The organism is Bacteroidota bacterium, assembly GCA_016722565.1.
Classification (GTDB): Bacteria; Bacteroidota; Bacteroidia; order 2-12-FULL-35-15; family 2-12-FULL-35-15; genus 2-12-FULL-35-15.
In genome coordinates this window covers 1078995-1100278 of the sequence record JADKIU010000002.1, presented here as the reverse complement: position 1 = coordinate 1100278, position 21284 = coordinate 1078995, and the positions used below count along the sequence as shown (strand labels likewise).

General features: G+C 37.3%; 19 protein-coding genes and 1 pseudogene. 8 read left to right on the top strand and 12 right to left on the bottom strand.

The features are described 5' to 3' along the window. Positions 1–19: 19 nt before the first annotated feature. Entirely contained in the window at positions 20–973 is a 954-nt protein-coding gene (locus IPP64_10365; protein MBL0329799.1) for an acetyl-CoA carboxylase carboxyltransferase subunit alpha, read from the bottom strand. A gap of 94 nt (positions 974–1067) precedes the next feature. Further along, entirely contained in the window at positions 1068–1409 is a 342-nt protein-coding gene (locus IPP64_10360; GenBank protein MBL0329798.1) for a hypothetical protein, read from the bottom strand. A gap of 126 nt (positions 1410–1535) precedes the next feature. Here IPP64_10360 and IPP64_10355 point away from each other — a divergent pair, with 126 nt between their 5' ends. After that, entirely contained in the window at positions 1536–3239 is a 1704-nt protein-coding gene (locus IPP64_10355) for an SBBP repeat-containing protein (GenBank protein ID MBL0329797.1), read from the top strand. Positions 3240–3257: 18 nt separating this feature from the next. Further along, a complete protein-coding gene (locus IPP64_10350) occupies positions 3258–4085 on the top strand; it encodes a 4-(cytidine 5'-diphospho)-2-C-methyl-D-erythritol kinase (GenBank protein ID MBL0329796.1) in 828 nt (275 codons plus the stop codon). 145 nt (positions 4086–4230) lie between these two features. Here the strand turns inward: IPP64_10350 and IPP64_10345 are convergent, their stop codons facing one another. Beyond that, complete coding sequence (locus IPP64_10345; GenBank protein ID MBL0329795.1) at positions 4231–5307, bottom strand: LptF/LptG family permease; 1077 nt, start codon at positions 5305–5307, stop codon at positions 4231–4233. Further along, positions 5308–6438 (bottom strand): tRNA guanosine(34) transglycosylase Tgt, encoded by a 1131-nt coding sequence (tgt, locus tag IPP64_10340; protein MBL0329794.1) that lies wholly within the window; start codon positions 6436–6438, stop codon positions 5308–5310. 191 nt (positions 6439–6629) lie between these two features. Between tgt and IPP64_10335 the strand changes: the two genes are divergently transcribed. The 3 genes and pseudogenes from IPP64_10335 (at position 6630) to rsmG (ending at position 9179) form a co-directional block, all read left to right on the top strand. Next, positions 6630–7763, top strand: a complete 1134-nt coding sequence (locus IPP64_10335; protein MBL0329793.1) for a glycosyltransferase — start codon at positions 6630–6632, stop codon at positions 7761–7763. A gap of 27 nt (positions 7764–7790) precedes the next feature. Then, on the top strand, positions 7791–8408 hold the full coding sequence (locus IPP64_10330) for a sigma-70 family RNA polymerase sigma factor (GenBank protein ID MBL0329792.1): 618 nt from the start codon (positions 7791–7793) through the stop codon (positions 8406–8408). Between the two features lie 147 nt (positions 8409–8555). Continuing rightward, positions 8556–9179 (top strand): annotated as a pseudogene (gene rsmG / locus IPP64_10325) (16S rRNA (guanine(527)-N(7))-methyltransferase RsmG). On the opposite strand, the gene IPP64_10320 reads toward rsmG, so the two are convergent. Next, positions 9176–10969 carry an ABC transporter ATP-binding protein gene (locus IPP64_10320; protein ID MBL0329791.1) on the bottom strand — a complete coding sequence of 598 codons (1794 nt, stop codon included), beginning with the start codon at positions 10967–10969 and terminating at the stop codon, positions 9176–9178. The pseudogene rsmG and the gene IPP64_10320 overlap by 4 nt on opposite strands. A 254-nt stretch (positions 10970–11223) precedes the next feature. Here IPP64_10320 and rpmH point away from each other — a divergent pair, with 254 nt between their 5' ends. Together rpmH and carB are read left to right on the top strand one after the other, a co-directional pair. Then, positions 11224–11385 (top strand): 50S ribosomal protein L34, encoded by a 162-nt coding sequence (rpmH, locus tag IPP64_10315; protein ID MBL0329790.1) that lies wholly within the window; start codon positions 11224–11226, stop codon positions 11383–11385. 250 nt (positions 11386–11635) lie between these two features. Further along, positions 11636–14452, top strand: a complete 2817-nt coding sequence (gene carB, locus IPP64_10310; GenBank protein ID MBL0329789.1) for a carbamoyl-phosphate synthase large subunit — start codon at positions 11636–11638, stop codon at positions 14450–14452. A 48-nt stretch (positions 14453–14500) separates the two neighbouring features. Here carB and IPP64_10305 read toward each other — a convergent pair whose 3' ends face one another. The 3 genes from IPP64_10305 to IPP64_10295 are packed head-to-tail and all read right to left on the bottom strand — an operon-like array spanning position 14501 to position 17093. After that, positions 14501–15460 (bottom strand): T9SS type A sorting domain-containing protein, encoded by a 960-nt coding sequence (locus IPP64_10305; GenBank protein MBL0329788.1) that lies wholly within the window; start codon positions 15458–15460, stop codon positions 14501–14503. 21 nt (positions 15461–15481) lie between these two features. Next, complete coding sequence (locus IPP64_10300) at positions 15482–16372, bottom strand: alpha/beta hydrolase (protein ID MBL0329787.1); 891 nt, start codon at positions 16370–16372, stop codon at positions 15482–15484. A gap of 58 nt (positions 16373–16430) precedes the next feature. Next, positions 16431–17093 carry a hypothetical protein gene (locus tag IPP64_10295; protein ID MBL0329786.1) on the bottom strand — a complete coding sequence of 221 codons (663 nt, stop codon included), beginning with the start codon at positions 17091–17093 and terminating at the stop codon, positions 16431–16433. Positions 17094–17212: 119 nt separating this feature from the next. Here IPP64_10295 and IPP64_10290 point away from each other — a divergent pair, with 119 nt between their 5' ends. After that, positions 17213–17368 carry a DUF4834 family protein gene (locus IPP64_10290; protein ID MBL0329785.1) on the top strand — a complete coding sequence of 52 codons (156 nt, stop codon included), beginning with the start codon at positions 17213–17215 and terminating at the stop codon, positions 17366–17368. Between the two features lie 49 nt (positions 17369–17417). On the opposite strand, the gene IPP64_10285 is transcribed toward IPP64_10290, so the two are convergent. From IPP64_10285 to IPP64_10270, 4 genes are all read right to left on the bottom strand, one after another. After that, positions 17418–18263 carry a T9SS type A sorting domain-containing protein gene (locus IPP64_10285; protein ID MBL0329784.1) on the bottom strand — a complete coding sequence of 282 codons (846 nt, stop codon included), beginning with the start codon at positions 18261–18263 and terminating at the stop codon, positions 17418–17420. Between the two features lie 142 nt (positions 18264–18405). Then, complete coding sequence (locus tag IPP64_10280) at positions 18406–19443, bottom strand: radical SAM protein (GenBank protein MBL0329783.1); 1038 nt, start codon at positions 19441–19443, stop codon at positions 18406–18408. Between the two features lie 80 nt (positions 19444–19523). After that, entirely contained in the window at positions 19524–20339 is an 816-nt protein-coding gene (locus tag IPP64_10275; protein ID MBL0329782.1) for an SDR family oxidoreductase, read from the bottom strand. Continuing rightward, the gene (locus IPP64_10270; protein MBL0329781.1) at positions 20340–21155 is read right to left on the bottom strand and encodes a 2OG-Fe(II) oxygenase; all 816 of its coding nucleotides are present in this window, start codon (positions 21153–21155) and stop codon (positions 20340–20342) included. Positions 21156–21284: the final 129 nt, after the last annotated feature.

Below are 21284 nucleotides of genomic sequence, written 5' to 3'. Positions count from 1 at the left end.
CGTTCCATTAAGACTATACTTACTCGTTCACGACACCCATCGCACAAAACTTATCGATGCGTTGCGCAACACGTTTTTTAGGATCTAGTTTTTCAAGAACAGCCAAGTGTTTTAAAATTTCTTCTTTCACCGTTTTGAAGGTTGCTTGTTGATCGGTGTGAGCACCTCCAATAGGTTCTTTGATGATGCCATCAATCAACTTATTACCAAGCATATCATCCGGAGTTAATTTTAAAGCTTCGGCAGCACGTTCTTTATTGTTCCAGTTTCTCCACAAGATCGAAGAACATGATTCAGGAGAAATAACCGAGTACCAGGTGTTTTCCAACATCAATACTCTGTCGCCAATTCCAATTCCCAAGGCTCCACCGGAAGCACCTTCACCGATGATGATGCAGATAACAGGAACTTTTAATTGTGACATTTCTAATAAATTTCTTGCAATAGCTTCCCCTTGTCCGCGTTCCTCTGCTTCCAATCCCGGAAATGCACCCGGAGTATCAATTAAAGTAACAATAGGTTTGTTGAATTTTTCAGCCAGCTTCATTAAGCGCAATGCTTTTCTGTATCCTTCAGGGTTTGGCATACCGAAGTTACGGATTTGGCGCATTTTGGTGTTAATACCTTTTTGCTGACCAATAAACATAACGGTTTTTCCATCAATACTTCCGAAACCACCTACCATTGCTTTGTCATCTTTCACGGTACGGTCGCCATGCAATTCCATGAATGTACCTTCGGTCATTGAATCGATATAGGCTAAGGTATAAGGTCTGTCGGGGTGACGTGAAACTTGAACACGTTGCCATGGAGTAAGGTTTCCATAGATTTTCAGTCTTGCTTCTTTGATCTTTTCTTCCATCTCAGAAGTGATTTTGGAAACATCCATACCACTTTTCACTGCAGCTTCCTGTATTTTATCCAATTGTTCTTGTAATTCTTCAATTGGTTTTTCAAATTCTAAATAGTTCATGCGTTATGCTTTTAATAGTTTAGAGGGTGCTAAAATACTAAAAAAGCGCGAATATTATAATGTGTTGTTATTCAGGATGTTTAGGCTGTTGGGTCTAATGAAACAGGAATACGAGTCCGACAATGAGTACAACAATTCCTGTGGCAGTTAGGCCGTAAAGAGGAAAGTCGAGGGCGGTGGAGCCGTTTAAATGGAGGAGGATGCTGGTAATAAATCCGATGCCTAATAGGATAACACCTAGTATAATTAATTGAGTTCCGGTTTTATTCCGTTTTTTATGGTGCAGGCGTTTAATTTGTTTAAGAATTTCTTCTAATTCCTGCGGTTCAATGTTTTTTTCTTTGAGTTTGGTTTCGATAAACAGCATGTCTTTTCCTTGCTCAAATAACAAATGGGCATAGTTTAAATGCTCTCCGAATTGTGGTGGTTGATTCATGGTAAAAGGTTTAGCGTTTAAACAAATATAGAATTATCGCTGAGGTGGCAAAATGATATTCGTCATGTATGTAATTAGGGAGTCGGGCTGTTATTTTTGTATATTTACTAATAAAGAAATTTAATTATGAAGCGTTTAATTTTATTCATTATCGTTTTAGTTCCGATTTTTTTGTCCGCTCAAACTCCAACATTTGAGTGGGCGAAGCAAATTGGTGGCATTGCAAGTGATGTAGGAGTGTCAATTTTGGCAGATCAGGATGGAAATGTTTACACAACAGGTACTTTTAGCAATACTGTCGACTTTGACCCGGGAATTGGGGTGTTTAATTTGTCAGCCACAGCTGGTGGAATTTTCATTTCAAAATTAGATGTTTCAGGCAATTTTGTCTGGGCAAAACAGATAGCAGCAGGGGCCGTTGGTTATGCCGTAAATTGTATTAGTCTTGATTTGAATAGGAATATTTATATCATTGGTTCCTTTTCTGGAAGTGCTGATTTTGATCCAGGTTCAGGAATATATAATTTAACGTCTTCTGGTAGTGATGATATTTTTATTTCAAAATTGGATTCCCTTGGTAATTTTGTTTGGGCAATTCAAATGGGAGGGAGCTCTGATGACAAAGGTATGTCTATAAAAGTGGATGCATTTGGGAATGTATACTCTTTAGGGCTTTTTAAAGGAACATCCGATTTTGATCCAGGTGCTGGAGTATTTAGTTTGTTGTCTTCAGGAATTAATGATGTTTTTATTTCAAAAATAAATTCTTCCGGTGGTTTTGTGTGGGCGAAAAAAATGGGAGGAGCTTTAGATGATTATGGAAGTTCAATAGGGCTTGATGTATTGGGCAATATTTATGTAACAGGATTTTTTAAAGGCGTTTCTGATTTTGATCCAAGTGTAGTAGTTTTTAATCTTAGTTCATCAGGAAGCAGTGATGTTTTTGTTGCAAAATTAGATTCTTTAGGCAATTTATTATGGGCAAAAAGTATCGGAGGTAGTTCTTCTGATTTTGGGAATTCAATTTCTATTGATGGCAGTAGTAACGTTTTTTTAACAGGTCGTTTTTATTCATATTCAGATTTTGATCCAGGTGCAGGAGTATATGCTTTATCACCAATAGGAACAGGTGATATTTTTATTTCAAAATTAGATGCTTCTGGAAATTTTGTTTGGGCTAGAAGTATGGGGTCGAGCTCATATCTTTGTGGAGGAAACTCAATTTTTGCCGATAGTTCTGGTAATGTTTATACAGCAGGTTTTTATGAAGGAACTGTAGATTTTGATCCGGGAGTAGGAGTTTTTAATTTATCTTTTACCTATGGAGCTGGTGGACCAGGAACTACTATTTATCCTGATATATTTATTTTAAAATTAAATACTTTAGGTGATTTTGATTGGGCTGTTGGAATGGGTGGAACAGGAGTTGATTATCCATTTGCAATTGTAGTTAACAAAATGAATGATGTTTATACAACGGGAGTTTTTAATAATACTGTAGATTTTAACCCCACCGGAGTGGCATATAATTTATCTGCAGCAAGTAGTCAAGATATTTTTATTCATAAATTGAATCAATTGCCTGTTGGGATAATTGAATACAACACAAATAATAATTCTATTTCCCTTTTCCCCAGCCCAACATCAAACAATCTCACGATTGAAACAACAAAACCAACAAACATTTCAATTGTAAATTTATTAGGACAAGAATTCTTCAATTCGAAAATTAATAGAACAGAAACAATCGATGTTTCATTTTTATCAAATGGAATTTACTTTGTGAAAGATATACAAAATGGTGGAAGTGTAAAGTTTGTTAAACAGTAAATTTCTTTACTTTGTACCATGATTACTTTTCCAAATGCAAAAATAAATATCGGACTCAACATTATCGAGAAACGCGATGATGGCTATCACAATATCCAAAGTGTATTTTATCCTGTAGGTTTAAGTGATGCGTTGGAGGTAATTGAAAATACAGAATCCGATGCAGCGCGTTTTACATTTACGTCATCGGGAATTGAAATTCCGGGTGATGCAACGGATAACCTTTGTTATTTTGCCTATCATTTGGTTTCACAAGATTATCCTGTTCCTGCGGTGAAAGTTCATTTGCACAAACATATTCCTATTGGTGCCGGTTTGGGTGGTGGTTCGGCTGATGCAGCATTTTTCATAAAACTATTGAATGATAAATTCGAACTTGGAATTTCCTGGGGCGAGATGCATCATTATGCGCGTCAACTGGGAAGTGATTGCTCTTTCTTTGTGAGCAACAAACCTTCTTTTGCGGAAGGACGCGGAGATGAATATGAATCCATGAAATTAGATTTGAGTAAATATTATGTGGTGTTGGTTTATCCGAATATTCATATCAATACAGCAATAGCTTACAGTGGCGTAAAACCAAAACAACCAAGTCGTTCACTCGAAGATGATATTTTGAATTTACCATTGGAACAATGGAAGGAATGTGTTCACAATGATTTTGAAGATTCTGTTTTTCCTCAATTTCCGGAATTAAAAAACATCAAAGAAAAATTATATTCGAAAGGTGCAATTTATTCTGCGATGAGTGGAAGCGGCTCAACAGTATTTGGAATTTTTGAAAAGGTAACTGATTTGAAAGAAAAGTTTGAAGGATGTTTTGTTTGGGAAGGGAGATTGGGATAGTTAGTTGATGGTTGTTAGTTAAATGTTATTTGTTTGTCATTTCGTCCCGATAGCTATCGGGAGGAGTCGAGAAATATATTATGAATTGCAGACAATGTTTAGTTAGATTCCTCCACGTTGGTCGGAATGACAGTGCGATAATCAACTACTTCTGCGCCTTCTTCAACAAATACCAAGATAAAAAGCCAAACAATACATTCGGAATCCAAACGGAAGCAATTGGTGAAACCAGTCCGCTTGCGGCAAAGGTGGTACTCACCTGCATAAACATAATAAAGGTAAAGCTGATGAAAATGCCAAGTCCGATATGCATTCCGATACCTCCTCTGATTTTTCTGCTGGCAATGGAAACGCCAATCAGGGTTAATACGAATGTCGCAAATGGAAATGCGGTACGTCTGTATTTTTCAATTTCGTAGGTTTCAATATTGTCGGAACCCTTTAATTTTTCTTCTTCGATGTAATCGTTCAGTTCATAATAATCCATGGTGCCCACCGTATTGTCTTTTCTGCCAAATTCTTTTGGTGTAAAACTAAGGGTGGTGTCGAGTTTTACTCCTTTGGTCACAAATTCTTCCATGCCGTTAATGTAACGCACATAATAGTTGTTGATGGTCCAATTGCTTTTGATGCTGTCCCACTTAATGCTCTCCGACATCAATTTATAATATAGTTTTCCTTTGTTGAATTTTTCGATTGAGAATTTATATCCGGTATTTTCTTCGGTGCTGTATCGTTCGATGTAAATATAGTTGCCCGGTGATATTTGTTTGTGGATGTTCCGATCGTGATTGTGAAATTGATTACGAATGTAAATGTCTTCAAACTCAATTTGTTTTTTTGTTGCATGGGGAATCACAAAATGATTGAGGTAAAGGGAGAGCAATGAAATAACAGTTGCAGATAATAAATACGGATACAGCAAACGTGTATAACTAATCCCACTGCTGAGAATGGCTACAATTTCGGTACGGGTTGCCATTTGAGATGTAAAAAAGATAACGGCAATGAAGGTGAAGAGCGGACTGAATAAATTTAAAAAGAACGGGATGAAGTTAAAATAGTAGTCGAAAATGATGGCTTCGAGTGGTGCTTCTTTGCTAATGAAATCATCAATTTTTTCGGAAATGTCAAACACCACCACAATTAAGATGATGAGTGCCATGGAGAAGAAGAACGTCCCCAGGAATTTACGAATGATATAACGATCTAATAATTTCAATTATAATCTTGTTCCTAATTGTTGCACCATTTTATTTTTCCATTCCCTAAACGTTCCAGCCACAATTTGATTGCGTGCTTCGCCTACCAACCACAAATAAAACGCCAAATTATGAATGCTACAGATTTGAGCTGCTAATAATTCTTGTGAATGAACCAAATGGCGAACATAGGCTTTGGTGTATACCTTATCCACATAGGAGGTTCCGGTTTCATCCAACACAGAAAAATCATTTTTCCATTTTTCGTTTTTCATGTTCATGATTCCGTTTTGGGTATATAGCAAACCATGTCGAGCGTTGCGTGTCGGCATAACACAATCAAACATGTCAATTCCTAAATCAATGGATTCTAAAATATTAATTGGGGTTCCAACGCCCATGAGGTAACGGGGTTTGTCAACCGGTAAAATGTCGCATACCACTTCGGTCATGGCATACATATCTTCGGCCGGTTCGCCAACGGATAAGCCGCCAATGGCATTTCCTTCGCGGTTTTGTTCAGCAATGAACTCCGCTGATTTTTTACGTAAATCAGGGTATACACTGCCTTGAACAATAGGGAAAAGCGTTTGTGAAAAGCCGTACTTCCCCTCAGTTTCATCAAATCGGGTGCAACAGCGTTTTAACCAGCGGTGGGTCATGTCAAGCGATTTTTTCGCGTAATCGTATTCGCATGGGTAGGGTGTACATTCATCAAATGCCATAATGATATCGGCACCAATGATACGTTGAATGTCCATTACATTTTCAGGGGTAAAAATATGTTTACTACCATCAATGTGAGAGGTAAACTTAGCACCTTCTTCCGTTAATTTGCGTGAATTGGACAAAGAATATACTTGATAGCCACCACTGTCGGTCAGGAGTGGTTTGTCCCAGCCGTTGAATTTATGCAAACCACCGGCTTGTTCGATTATTTCTAAACCCGGACGTAAATACAAATGGTAGGTATTCCCCAAAATGATTTGCGCTTTAATGTCTTCTTTTAGTTCATGCTGATGAACGCCTTTAACGGTACCGGCTGTTCCAACCGGCATAAAAATAGGTGTTTGTATAGTGCCATGGTCGGTAACAAGCTCTCCGGCTCTGGCTTTACTGTTTTTGTCTTTATGGGAGATTGTGAACTTCATTAAATATGGATGATGTATGATGGAAGATGTAAAATGTAAAGCAAATCCTCCCTTTTCCATTTCCCCTCATACATTATACATCCCATTGTTAATTACTTTGTTTAAATCATCGCAAAGATAAGAGAATACTAAAGAACCTTAAATCTATTTTTGTGTGACTATAGGGTTTAATAAAGGATAGGATATAAAACATGGATTTTTCAGTATTTACAGTCTTTTCATTGGGGTTGTTAGCATTTGGAGTGTTTGCATTGGCGCTGTTGGTGCAGTTGTGGTATTATTTAGGCTTTTTTAGCAGGTTGGCATTTTATAAAAAGAAAGAGCTGCCAACGAATACGCCTCCTGCTTCCATTGTTATTTGTGCTAAAAATGAGGATGATAACCTTGCTGAGTTTTTACCATTAATATTCGATCAGGATTATCCCAATTTTGAGGTTGTGGTGGTGAATGATTGTTCGTGGGACAATACAGCAGATTTTTTAAAGGAGTTTGCGAAAAAGCATTCCAATTTAAAAATAGTGACCATCAAAGAAGATGATACCTATTCGCATGGTAAAAAGGTGGCATTGATGATGGGAATTAAAGGCGCAAACAATGAACACATGCTTTTAACGGATGCTGATTGCCGCCCGAATAGCAAATATTGGTTGCGAGATATGATGCAGCACTTTAGGGATGAAACGGAGATTGTGTTGGGCTATGGCGGTTATGAAAAGCAAAAAGGTTTTTTGAATAAAATTATCCGTTACGATACGTTTATGATTGCTATTCAGTTTTTGTCGTTTGCGCTTGCGGGCAAAACCTATATGGGAACAGGGCGAAATTTAGCGTATAAGAAGTCGTTGTTTTTTAAGATGAAAGGGTTTGCATCTCATTACCATATTGAATCCGGGGATGACGATTTGTTTGTAAACGAAGCAGCAACCAAACGTAATTCAAAAATAGAGGTAAGTGTTGAAAGTCATACCATTTCCCGCGTAAAGAAAACGTTTAAATCGTGGTTCCGTCAAAAGCGCAGACATGTGACCACGTTTAAGTTTTATAATGGAGGGAGTAAATTTCGTTTGATGATGGTGAGTGGTAGTCAGTATTTATTCTTTATCTCGTTTGCAACAGCCTTGGTATTGCAATTTCAACCGATTATCGTATTGTCGCTTTTTGCTTTGCGTTTGTTAATACAATTGATTATCTTTAACAAGTCGATGAAGCAATTGGCAGAAAAGGATTTGTTGTTGTTAGCGCCAATCATTGAAGTGCTATTGTTGTTCATCTATCCGATGATTACCTTATCGAATATGTTGATGAAAAAGAATAAGTGGAAATAAAACATAAAATAATTTGTTGAGTTTATTATGGATGAATTAGAATTTGACCCGAATCTTTCAGTAAAAGCAGTGCACGATTATCATTTGATTCGTGCAGCTTTGGATAAAGGCGATCAAAAAGCGTATGCTGAATTGATGGGCCGTTACCGCGATTCGGTTTATTTTATGTTGCTAAAAATGGTGAATAACAAAGATGATGCGGATGATTTGACCATTGAAGCGTTTGGTAAAGCGTTTAAACGTTTAAGCCAGTATACACCAAATTATGCATTCAGTACATGGTTATTTAAGATCGCATCCAATAACTGTATTGATTTTATCAGAAGAAAAAAGATGACAACTTTCTCCATCGACCGCACATTTGAAAATGATGAAGGAGGGGAGATGAGTATGGATATTAAGGCAGAAGGCTTGAACCCGGAGGAGAACATGGTGAAGAAGCAAAAGGTGAAGCACATGCGTGAGGTGGTAGAGAAGTTAAAACCACGTTACCGTATTTTAGTGGAGATGCGTTATTTTGATGAATTGTCGTACGAAGAAATAGCTGAAAAATTAGATTTGCCTTTAGGAACAGTGAAAGCACAGTTGTTTAGAGCAAGAGAGTTTTTAGCAAATATTTTGAAGAACAGCGATGGAAAAATTTAGAAAGTGACTAGGTGACTAAGTAACTATGTGATTAAGTATAGTGTGCTCACCCAATCACTTTTGTTTTGATTTATCCTTTACTAAAATATAATATACACGTTACCTATTCACTTAGTCACCTAATCACCTAGTTACCTATTCACTTTGATTTCAATTATTCTCAAATACTTCCCGGATATTACAGCCACTCAACAAGAGCAGTTTGCAAAATTGCAAAGCTTGTATGAAGAGTGGAATGCACAAATCAATGTTATTTCCCGAAAAGACATCGATTTGCTGTATGAACGTCACGTTTTGCACTCTTTGGGAATCGCGAAAGTGATGCAATTTAAGCCGAAAACAAATGTGATGGATGTTGGCTGTGGAGGTGGATTCCCTGGAATTCCATTAGCGATTTTATTTCCGGAGACGAATTTCTATTTAGTCGATTAGATTGGTAAAAAAATAAAAGTAGTGAATGAGATTGCACAAGCACTAGGTTTAAAAAATGTAAGAGCAGAGCATAAGCGTGCCGAGGAGGTGAAAGAAAAATTTGAGTTTATTGTTAGTCGTGCAGTTACTGAATTTCCTACATTCTACAGATGGGTGCAGAATAAGGTATCAAAAAATCAATTTAATAATTTACCCAACGGGATTTTGTATTTGAAAGGTGGCGATTTGAAAGAAGAGATGAAAGACTTTGAAAAACGCATCACTTACTACAACCTACACTATTATTTTACGGAAGAATTTTTTGAAACAAAGAAGGTTGTTTTCTTACCAATGCCTTAAGTCAATTGCATTTGCAAATTGCTCAAGCTACGATACATTCCATTATCCAGATGCATTAATTCTTCATGCGTTCCCACTTCACGTACCGCACCTTTGTCGATAACCACAATCTTATCTGCCTTGCGGATGGTCGATAAACGATGCGCAATCACAAAGGAAGTGCGTCCAACCATTAATTTATCCAATGCTTCCTGTACCACTCTTTCCGATTCCGAATCGAGGGAGCTGGTGGCTTCATCTAAGATTAAGATACTTGGGTCTTTTAACACAGCACGTGCAATCGCAATGCGTTGACGCTGTCCACCCGAAAGTTTTATTCCTCGTTCGCCTACAACCGTTTCGAATTTCTCCGGGAAGGTGTCAATAAATTCCAATGCATTTGCTTTTCGGGCTGCTTCGACTATTTCTGCGATGGTCGCATTCGGTTTACCATAAGCGATGTTTTCTTTGATGGTTCCACCAAACAATAAAACATCTTGAGGTACAATGGCCATGTTATTACGCAATTCAGTTAAAGAGTAACTTTTGGCATCTTTTTCATCAATGTATAAGGTTCCTTTTTCAGGATCATAAAAGCGCAATAATAATCCGATTAAGGTAGATTTTCCGGAGCCACTTGGTCCGACAATTGCGATGGTTTCGCCTTTTTTTGCTGTAAGTGTAATGTTTTTTAATACTTGAATTTCTTTTCGGGAAGGGTAGGTAAACGCCACTTCATCAAAACGAACATTTCCTTCAACACGTTTAATGTTTGTATTTGATCCGCTGATATCCAGTGCTTCCGGATGTTCATCTAAGATATCGAAAACGCGTTCAACCGAACCGATTGCTTTTTGAATTTGTGCATACAATTCGGCAATACCACCAAAAGAGGCACCTACAAATGCTGAATAAAGAATAAAGGAGATAAGGTCGCCAATTAACAATTGATTTTGTGATGCCAGATATACTCCATACCAGATAACAGCTACGATGGAGCCAAACAAACAGAAAATGATAAAGGAAGCGAATCCACCGCGGTAGGTGCCACCTTTAATGGCATTTTTTACAATTTCTTCAGTGCTTTTCTTGTAACGTGCATTTTCAAAAAACTCATTTGCGAACGCTTTTACATTGGTAATTCCCTGAAGGGTTTCTTCAATCACCGTATTGGATTCAGCAATTTTTTCCTGTACATTTTTAGACGTTTTTCTTATGAATCGTCCGAAAATAACTGCGGCAACAGCAACAACCGGAACAATGGCAAGCATCATTAAGGTCAGTTTTGGGGAAATATATAGTAATAAAGCGATTCCGCCCACAACCAGCATAAACTGGCGTAAAAACTCTGCGATGGTGGTGGTTAATGTATCCTGAATTTGCGAAATATCAGCCGACATACGGCTGTTTAAGTCGCCAACGCGCTGCTGCACAAAAAAGCTCATTGGCAATTGAATCAAATGGGCATAAACGGCTTGACGAAGGGAGGCCAAGGTGTTTTCTGTATAATTAACAAAAAGGTAAATTCGATAATAGGAGAAAACCGATTGTAAACTCAACACAATTATCAAATAGATACCAATGTCGTTAATGGTAGTAAAATCCTTCTGTTCGATTGTTTTAATCAAATTTCCCAACATCATTGGGAAAAGTAAGGCAGTACCTCCTGTCAAAAGCAAAAAGACCATTCCTAAATAAAGCTTCCACTTGTGTTTACCGGTATATTGGAATATACGCAATGCCTTTTTTAAGGAGGTTTTATTGACTTTTGCTTTCGGTAAATCGTCTGTTTCTTTCGCTTTTCTGGCCATTTATTCAAAAATTGTGGTGCAAATGTATGATTTTTTGTCGCTGAGCTTGTGTTTTACTGTTAATTCTGCCCTTTTTCTAAGACGGATGGGCAGCTGAAATACCTTAAAAAAGGCGAATTTTCTGTTTAATAACATCAATTTCATTAAAAAGTTTGTAGAAAAGAAAAAACTTCTATCTTTGCAGTCCGAATTTAGAAAAAGAACAATAATTAATAGTTCTTCAAAATAAGAAGAGCATAACAATAACAGAAATAATGAAAGCATTACGTACTTACCAGCCATCCACTAAAAAAAGAAAAAACAAACACGGTTTCCGTGAGAGAATGGCATCTGCAAATGGTCGCAGAGTATTAGCTTCTCGTAGAGCTAAAGGAAGAAAAAAATTAACAGTTTCTGACGAAAAAACACATAAATAGAAAGTGATTCACTTCTATCAATATAAAAGCCTTTCCGTTATTGGAAAGGCTTTTTTTATGCCCTTTTTTCTTGAAAACTTGTTAATAGAATTTTTAAAGAAAAGGCGGTTTTATAAGTAATTTCGTGAGCGATAATGAGGTGAGTATTTATGCAGAAAAGATTTTTCTACTCCTCCCGATAGCTATCGGGACGAAATGACAGTTCTAACAAGCTTACTAGCAACAAACAACTAAGAACCAACAATCAGTTATGCCAAGAGATAATTCCATAAAGTCAGTTTTAATCATCGGGAGCGGTCCAATTGTAATCGGACAAGCATGTGAATTTGATTATTCCGGTTCGCAAGCCGCTCGTTCGTTACGCGAAGAAGGAGTGAAAGTAACGTTGATTAATTCGAATCCGGCTACCATCATGACCGATAAAGTAACAGCAGAGAATGTTTACCTGTTGCCAATGGAAGTGAAGTCGATTGTAAAGATTTTAGAAGAGAACAAAGATATTGATGCGGTTTTGCCATCAGTAGGCGGACAAACTGCATTGAACCTTGCGATGAAGTGCGATGAGATGGGCATCTGGAAAAAGTATGGTGTTCGAATGATTGGGGTAGATATTGAAGCGATTGAAGTTACAGAAGATAGAGATAAGTTCCGTGCTCGCATGGAATCGATAGGAGTGAGCATGGCGCCATCTAAAATCTGTCGTTCGTTTTTAGAAGGGAAAGAAATTGCTCAAGAGTTTGGTTTTCCATTGGTAATTCGTCCATCATTTACCCTTGGTGGAAGTGGCGGTTCAGTAGTATACGTAAAAGAAGATTTTGATAAAGCAATTGATAGAGGTTTACATACTTCACCAATCCACGAAGTATTGATTGATAAAGCCGTTATGGGCTGGAAAGAATATGAGTTGGAATTGTTGCGTGATAGTAATGATAATGTCGTAATCATTTGTTCGATTGAAAATTTCGATCCAATGGGTGTTCATACCGGAGATAGTATCACAGTTGCACCGGCAATGACCTTGTCCGATAGTACGTTTCAGAAGATGCGTACCATGGCGATAAAAATGATGCGCAGCATCGGGAATTTTGCGGGTGGATGTAATGTGCAGTTTGCGGTGAACCCGGATGATTCAGAAGATATTATCGCGATTGAAATCAATCCGCGTGTGTCCCGTTCTTCCGCATTAGCAAGTAAAGCTACCGGTTACCCGATTGCAAAAATTGCAGCTAAACTGGCGATTGGATTTAATTTGGATGAATTACAAAATCAAATTACCAAATCTACTTCGGCCTTTTTTGAGCCGACATTGGATTATGTCATTGTGAAAATTCCACGTTGGAACTTTGATAAATTCAAAGGCGCGAATCGTGAATTAGGATTTCAGATGAAATCGGTGGGTGAAGTAATGGGCATTGGACGTTGCTTCCAGGAAGCTTTGCAAAAAGCATGTCAGAGTTTAGAAATCAAACGCAATGGTTTAGGTGCAGATGGTAAAGAAGTAAAAAATCAAGATGAGTTATTAAAAAGCTTGGAGCGTCCGAGCTGGAATCGTTTATTCCACATCTATGATGCAATCAAATTAGGGATTTCCATCAAAACCATTCAAAAATTAACCCGCATCGATCCTTGGTTCTTAAACCAAATTGAAGAGTTGATTTTATTAGAGAATGAAATTTCGAAATATTCATTGAAAGATTTGCCGCGTGAACTTTTATACGAAGCAAAACAAAAAGGATATGCTGATAGACAAATTGCTCACTTATTGAAATGTTTGGAGAGTGAAGTGTTTAACCAACGAAGAGATTTGAAAATTAATCGTGTTTACAAATTGGTAGATACCTGTGCTGCTGAGTTTGAAGCGAAAACACCTTATTACTACAGTACATTCGAAGATGAAAATGAATCCATTGCATCCGACAAGAAAAAAATTGTAGTGTTGGGAAGCGGTCCGAATCGTATCGGACAAGGGATTGAATTTGACTATAGCTGTGTGCATGGAGTATTAGCTGCCAAAGAATGTGGTTACGAAACGATTATGATTAACTGTAATCCTGAAACAGTTTCAACCGATTTTAATGTAGCGGATAAATTATATTTCGAACCGGTTTTCTGGGAGCATATTTACGACATTATCTTAAATGAAAAACCGGAAGGTGTGATTGTGCAGTTAGGCGGACAAACAGCATTGAAGTTGGCAGAAAAGTTAGAGCGCTACGGAATTAAGATTATCGGTACCGATTATAAATCATTGGATTTGGCGGAAGACAGAGGAAGTTTCTCGAACTTGCTAAAAGAGAATGGTATTCCATATCCGAAATTCGGAGTAATTGAAGATGCAGAACAAGCAGTTGAATTATCAAAAGAATTAGGATTCCCATTGTTGGTGCGCCCGAGTTATGTATTGGGTGGACAAAACATGAAGATTGTGATCAACGAGCAAGAGTTGGAGCAACATGTTGTGAATTTATTAAAAGACCATCCGGGCAATCAAGTATTGTTGGACCACTTTTTAGAAGGAGCAATAGAAGCGGAGAGTGATTCGATTTGTGATGGAACAGATAATTACATTATTGGAATGATGGAACACATTGAGCCTGCAGGAATTCACTCCGGTGATTCGTACGCTGTTCTTCCACCATTTGATTTAAGTGAGAATGTGATTAAGCAAATGGAAGACCATACCAAGAAAATTGCCATCGCTTTAAAAACAGTTGGGTTGTTGAACATTCAGTTCGCGATTAAGGATGAGGTAGTATATATCATTGAAGCAAACCCACGCGCATCGCGTACGGTTCCGTTTATCGCCAAAGCGTATGACGAGCCATACGTTAACTATGCAACAAAAGTAATGTTGGGCGCCAAAGTGAAGGACTTTAAATTCACTCCTCGAAAAAAAGGATACGCAATTAAAATTCCGGTGTTCTCCTATGAAAAGTTCCCGGAAGTAACCAAAGAACTTGGACCGGAAATGAAATCAACTGGAGAGGCGATATACTTCATTGATGACTTGACAGATGAATTCTTTCACACGATTTATAGTGAGAGAAATTTGTACTTGAGTAAATAGGTTCTCACCACAGTCCCGATAGCTATCGAGAGCACAGATATACTCGGATTAATATTTAACAAAAAGACTGAAAGAGATTTCAGTCTTTTTTTTTGCTGCAAATGATCTTTCTGTTTGTTTTTTACCGTCTTTATCTACAAGAGTAAGAATATAAATGCCGTTGTCGAGATCTTTAATAAATAACTTATTTAGCGAACGAATATTTTCTTTCAAAACAATGTCGCCAAGTAAATTAGAAATAGTAAGTTCCTGAAATAAATGATTTTTGAAGTCGATTTGAAATGAGTTATTTGAGGGATTTGGAAAAATTTCAACATTGTAATCCTTTGCAATTGAATTGACAGAAGTTATCATATCACAATCAGTGATAGCAGGATAATAATAGCCAGTAGTAGGGAGGGTGCAAACCATGCACATGATATCTCTTTCCATATTATCAGGTGCACAACCCGGAGATGGCTCAATAAGACCATAAGTAGAACCAACTCCTTCTATAATGTAAATATTGTAACATGAATTAATTAACCATCGTTTAACCCAGCCTCCACCAGAGCCCCATGTTTCTATTGAGTCAATTGAAATAACTGTGTCTTTTGTCGGTGCTTCAAGTTCTCCGAAAATTGTATCTCCTACTTGTAAATTAAAATCATATAAGAGCTTTTCTGTGCTGAAAGACGGTTTAACATAGTATACTTTTTTTGCTGAAATATCTTCTCGAATACACCCTTTATAAATACCTTGAGTAACAGAATTACTAGTGCAACCTGTTGAATCACTTCTTAAATAGGGTATAAATAGTTTGTGATATGTTTCTGATCCAATTGTCGTATCATTCGAAACAATGACAGAATAGGATTGTGTTATATACTCTGGAATTCCAATCCAGCAATAAAAACTTTTGTTAATGTTCCAGTATGAATTAATCTGGGGGAAAGGATGATATACTGATGTTTGAGCTTTTAAGCCTAATCCTAGAATTAATAACAAAATAGTGAGTAAATGTTTCATCACTATAAATATAATCAAAAATTACTGTGACACAATAAAATCCCCCAAAGCATTCATGTAATTTATAAAACCCATAGTTTGCGGAACCGTGCTATGACCAGCTCCTGCAATTCGATGTGCTTCTTTGTAGCTTCCTTGGTAGTTGCTATACACTAGTGCACCATGCGTATCAATATTTAAAAAATCATCTGCTTCACCGTGTACCCAAAAGAAAGGTTGAGAAACGGATTTGATTTTTTCTCCGTTGTTAATTTCGAGTGTTGTGAAAAAGTCGCCCGGCATGGCCAATCCGGAGCCATCTTGCACCATTGTTTCGGCAGATGCAAAAGGAGCTTCTAAAATTAATTTTTGAGGTTTTAAGCTCCAGTTTTCAGCGCTTAATTTTGTTGCAGGAGCAGAGCCCATACTAAATCCATACATTACTAAGCGTTCGTTGGAAAGACCTTTTGTTGTTAGCCAGTTTAATGCTGCATCCACATCGGCATATAAACCAGCTTCTGTTGGTTCACCTTCCGACATGCCGTAACCGCGGTAGTCTATCATCAATACTCCAAAACGATTTTTATTTTTTGTATTGGCCAATAATTTTGCGCGCTGCCAATAAAAATCCATGTGGTCTTTGTTACCATGGCAATACATGATTACGGTATCCGTTGCAATTTGTGCAATGTCGCCAATGTAAATGGCATAAATGGTCGTAGCGCTTGATTCGCCAGATGCTTTGGAGGGCAATGTGAATAGGTGAATGAGGCTATCCGGAATGTGATAGGAGTTGTCGAGTATAAAATCTACTTCTCCGGTATAATTATCCAGTTTGTAAGATTCTAATTTAGAATTGTTGAATAAATTTTCGTCAAGTGTTAAGCAGCTTGATAATAAAAGTATGGATGATAAATAAAATAGTTTTTTCATTTGTGAAATTTTTACCGCTGAGTCCGCTGAGAAGGCGCAGAGAACGCAGAGATTGTTTTTAAAATTTTCTTGTGATTCCTAAGTATACTCCAAAAGCACCTTTTGTATTTAAAGGTGTTACATAATCTACAACCAATTTTTCGTTGGATAAATTGGGTGCAATTACTTTTGCTTCGATGTTGAAATTCCATTTTTTACCGGTGAAACTATGTCCAATCATCGGCATAAACATCCAATGATTTTTTTGTTTGATTTCATATTGGCGTTTAGAAGCCAGTTCAAACCAATTGTCGACACCCACATACACAATGTTTTTTCGTTTGCCGTATTCCCAAAATGCATTGATGGCTAATTGCGGATATAGTTTTCTGGCATCTTTGTTCTTGTAGATGATGTTTGCGATAGGTGTAATGCTTAATCCCGGAAAGTATTGTTTCTGCTGGAGCACTTGTTTGGTGGCTCCAAGTTCCAATTGGAAATTTCCGTAAAGTGCGGAGGTTATATTTACAGAAGCAAATCCTGTAAACGTGCTATCAATTCCGTAACCATAATTGGCGGTAAGGAAGGGAATCGGGACAGTGGCTGTTCCATATTTGATTAATGGGCCGCCCAATGAAACGTTGGCCGCATGTTGTTTTTTTGCCAGTGGCTTTACAAATCGTGTTGGTGCACAGGATGCAAGCACCCACATAGAACCAATAAATGCTAATGTTAATCGCATGTAGAAAGATATTTATGTGAACAAATGTATTCATATAATTAATAAAACGTAAATTTGTATTCATAAAATGAAAGACATTTTTTTACACCATATTAGTTGTTTGGATTGTTTGGAGGATATTGAACAGTGTAAATTCTTACCGCTCAAAAAATGCAAAGCAATCATCAGATACTTCTCGCAAAGAGGGTGAAACGACTGTGAATTATGTGCCTCCTCAAAAGAAATCGGTAGGAGATGATGAAGGAGAATATGTTGATTTCGAAGAAATAAAGTAAAAAAAATCCCGAATGTCTCGGGGTTATTTTTTAGAAATCAAATTCCCAATTATTTATTAACGATTAATTTACCGTAATAAGAAATGTCTTCTCCTTTTACATGATACGTGTAAATTCCATTCTCTAATGTGTTTGTGTTTAACGTGATTTGTTCCTTCCCTGCTGCAATTGCACCCACGTTTATGGTATTTACGAGAGCTCCTTTTGCATCCCACACCGAAATAACGATGTTGTTTTTGGAATTTAGATTCAGGTCAATATATGTTTCAGCGCTTGTTGGATTTGGATAGCTGGTAATTTTATTTTGATTGTTACTATACGTAGCGATATCCGCGGGTAAGCTAAATGTTAAATTATCTACAATTATGTTTGTGCCCAATTGCGCAAAACTTGAACCTGCTACAATCATGATGTAAGCAGAGTCAGGTATTAATGCGGATTGGTATGTGATTGGAAAGCTCATACAAGTGAATGTACTGATTGTGGTGTCGATTACAAATGAACAATCTCCCGGTGCAGCAACAATTGAATCGCCTTGATATAATGCAACAATGATATAGGCTTTGTCGCCCGGTAAGATGTTCGCTTTAAAACATGCATTAATCTGAGTCGGGCGTTGACTGTATGGGAAAGAAACATCCGCAATACCAGGAATTGCCATAAAGCCGGGATCAAATGTGCTTACTTTCATCGAATATGTTCCGGCATAAGCGGGTGAATAAGGTGTAACACTAATGTCGGGATCACTATTCGTAGTTGTCCAGCTAACAGGATTGTTGTCGCCATAAATATCAACTGCCCAACTTTCAAAAGTTCCGTTTGGAATTTGTGCAATCAAATTCGTTGTTGAAATAAATAATCCTATCAGAGTCGCTAAAAGAGTAATTTTTTTCATGATAATTTATTTTAGTTGTTTATTTGAAAGAGTAATATTCACTCGAGCAAAATTAGACGGTTTGTTTAGTTGAATAAATGATGCTGGTCAGAGGATTGGATACTATAATCTGACTTCTGTCAGATTAGTGTTTTGGTTTGTATTAAAACGTTTCACAGTCTTTACACAAGTCAATTTCTTTCTTTTTGCCATTCATGAATTTTTGAAGCATCTCTAAGCGTAAAGGTTTTGAATAGATATCAACTAGTTTTTCTTTTAAAATATTCCCAATTACACCTTTTGAATTTAAATCTGCACAACATACGGTAATGTCGCCATTGGGTAATAATACTAATTGATGCATGAGCAAGCTGCACCCAATTTTATACTCTTTTTTAGTTTTATTTTTTAGTTCTTCAATTTCAACTTCTCCGCCCCAGTTGTGCGCATATCGAAGTTCATAGCCATCCACCATTTGGAGTAGTTTTTTAAATTCATCACTCATCCATTTGGTGTTTAGTTTGTTTTCATATTCAACAAGAGTTATAATTCCGGTAGGGATAGGTTTTGGTTGTTGATGATTGAGCTCACAAAAGGTGGTAATGTTTTTTACAAATACATCCCACTTTGCTCGTAGGCGCATTTCTTCAAATTTTTCCTTGTTCCCGCCATCCATGCTGAATCGGATATTGTCAAGCACTCCCGATTCAATCAATATTGTGGAATTTTCCTTGTCCAATATTGTTGCATTGGTGAGCAAAGCAATTTTTGGAAAATGTATTCTTTTCGAAGTTGCTTGCTCTTTGTATTGTTTGATAATGGCAAGCATTTCTTCTAATTTTGGATGTAACAAAACTTCCCCGGCATTATAAAGATGAATGGTTTTGACGCTTCGAAAGCGTTTGTCGCTTAGAAAGTCTTCGAAGAAGTGTTTTAAGGTTTCCGGATTCATCCTCACTTTTGTTTTCTCGTGATCGAGTGAGCAGAGGATGCATCTGAGGTTGCAATAGCTTACAAATTCGATGTTGATTTCGGTAATGGAGGTTTTGGAAGAAAGCTTGAATTGGTAGTGTATCCAATAGTTAAGTGTAAAGGAAAGTCCTTGCAGGAATTCAACGATGCGCCAAACGAAGGTGCTTTTACCAATTTTTTGGACAAAAAAGTTCTTTACTTCAAATGAGTTTACTTGTAATCCCAGCATACTGAATCAATTCAGCTGCAAGGGTAGGGAGTATCGGGAATAAAAAAGATGATATTCGTCAGTAGGAAAACTAATATTGATTAGTCTTTGGTCATTTTTCGCATCAACTTATAAAACAATTTTGGGAAATACTGTTTTACATACACTGAAAAAATTTCATACTTACCGATGTATTTATGATCACGGTCGTTTTTGATAGCTTTTACAATTCCTTTTGCACAATCCAATGCGGACATCCCTTTTTCTTGTGCATCGCTTTTGATACCATAAGGTGTTCCGTCTTCTTTTAGCAGTTTGGTGCTTACATCAGTATTGATAAAGCCGGGAGTGGCGATGAGCACACTTACGTTGTCGTTGTAGAGTTCTTGTCGCAATGATTCAAAAAAACCAAATAAAGCATGTTTGGAAGCGGAATAAGTTGCATAGAGTGGGAGCCCGTATTTCCCCATAATACTGGTTACAACTACCAGTTTGCCGCTTTTTTGATGTTGCATTCTTTTGGCAACCGCTTTGGTGAGGTTGATGGTGCCAAAAAAGTTAACTTCCATCACTCTTCGGTCGATGGCAGTGGGTGTGTTCACCACTTTGGTGCGGTGTCCCATGCCGCTGTTATTGATGAGCACATCAATTCGTCCGAATTTTTGAATCACCAAATTGACTTGCTCTTCGATGTTATCGGTATGTTCTAAATCAAGCGGAAGTACAAAATAATTTTGTTCTTCAATCTTATCCGAATGGATTCCTGTGGAACAATTTGCGGCAACTCGTTTCAGTTCTTCTTCTCTACGAGCGGATAAAACAAGTTTTGCGCCTTCTTTGGCAGCAGTATATGCAAGAGCTTCACCAATTCCTGATGAAGCTCCAGTAATCCAAACTATTTTTCCGTTTAATTCCAATTATTTTTTGTTTTTATCTTGAAAATCTAAAGAAGTAACACCTAAGAATTTTAAAAATTTCTTCGCATTAATTTTTATGGTTTCTTTTATTTCGGTGATTGCTGTTTTCGTCATACTTTCATCCGGACGAGTTTTGAAGCGAGAGTCGCGGTAAACAAAATCTTTTCCAACAGGAGTGTAGTAATAGCAATAGAATGACTTTCGACTTTCTCCTTCCGGGATATTGATTTTTGCATAACCATGGTAGGAAGTTTCGTCCGTAACCATAATCGCTGCTTGATTAAAATACGGCATCACTTTCGACATGCAATTTTTTACATCCTTATCCCAAAATTCTAAGGCTCCACCGTATTCGTCTTTCCAATGTTTGTTTAAATAAATCAATAGGTTGTAGCGTCTGTGCAATTTCGCTGCGGTATTGGAGTTCACATCTACATGGATATCCACAAAACTTCCTGGGCCACCTTGATGAACGCCTGAGCCCAATGAGTCGTAGGTGGAGCTTAATCCTTCTGTGCCGGTCACTTTACTCATCCAAGCATACATTTCAGGAGAGTTTAGAAAGTCGCGCAACTCATTAAATTGCGGATGGTATCTGTCAAGATGGTATTCCTCCGATTTGTTTTCATTGATGCTTTTACGTTTTACGTTCAAGGCTTCCAGTTTTGGGAAGTTTTCGTAAAGGGTATTGGCAACATCGTCCAAAAGGAAATTGGGCAATGCAATGTGTTTGCAGGGAACAGCAGATTCGAATTGGGCACGAATTTCTTTTATTTTTTCTTCGCTTAAATAAGCGGAATTAATTAAGTTTTTCATTTCTTTTGAAGGATTTCGAGCACAAAAATACGGAAATATTAGAGACCATTCTTACCTATTTAATGGTAAAAAAAGGGATTTTTAACAAATTCTGGAGTAGTTTATTCGGTTTTACAAAAGGCTTTTTAG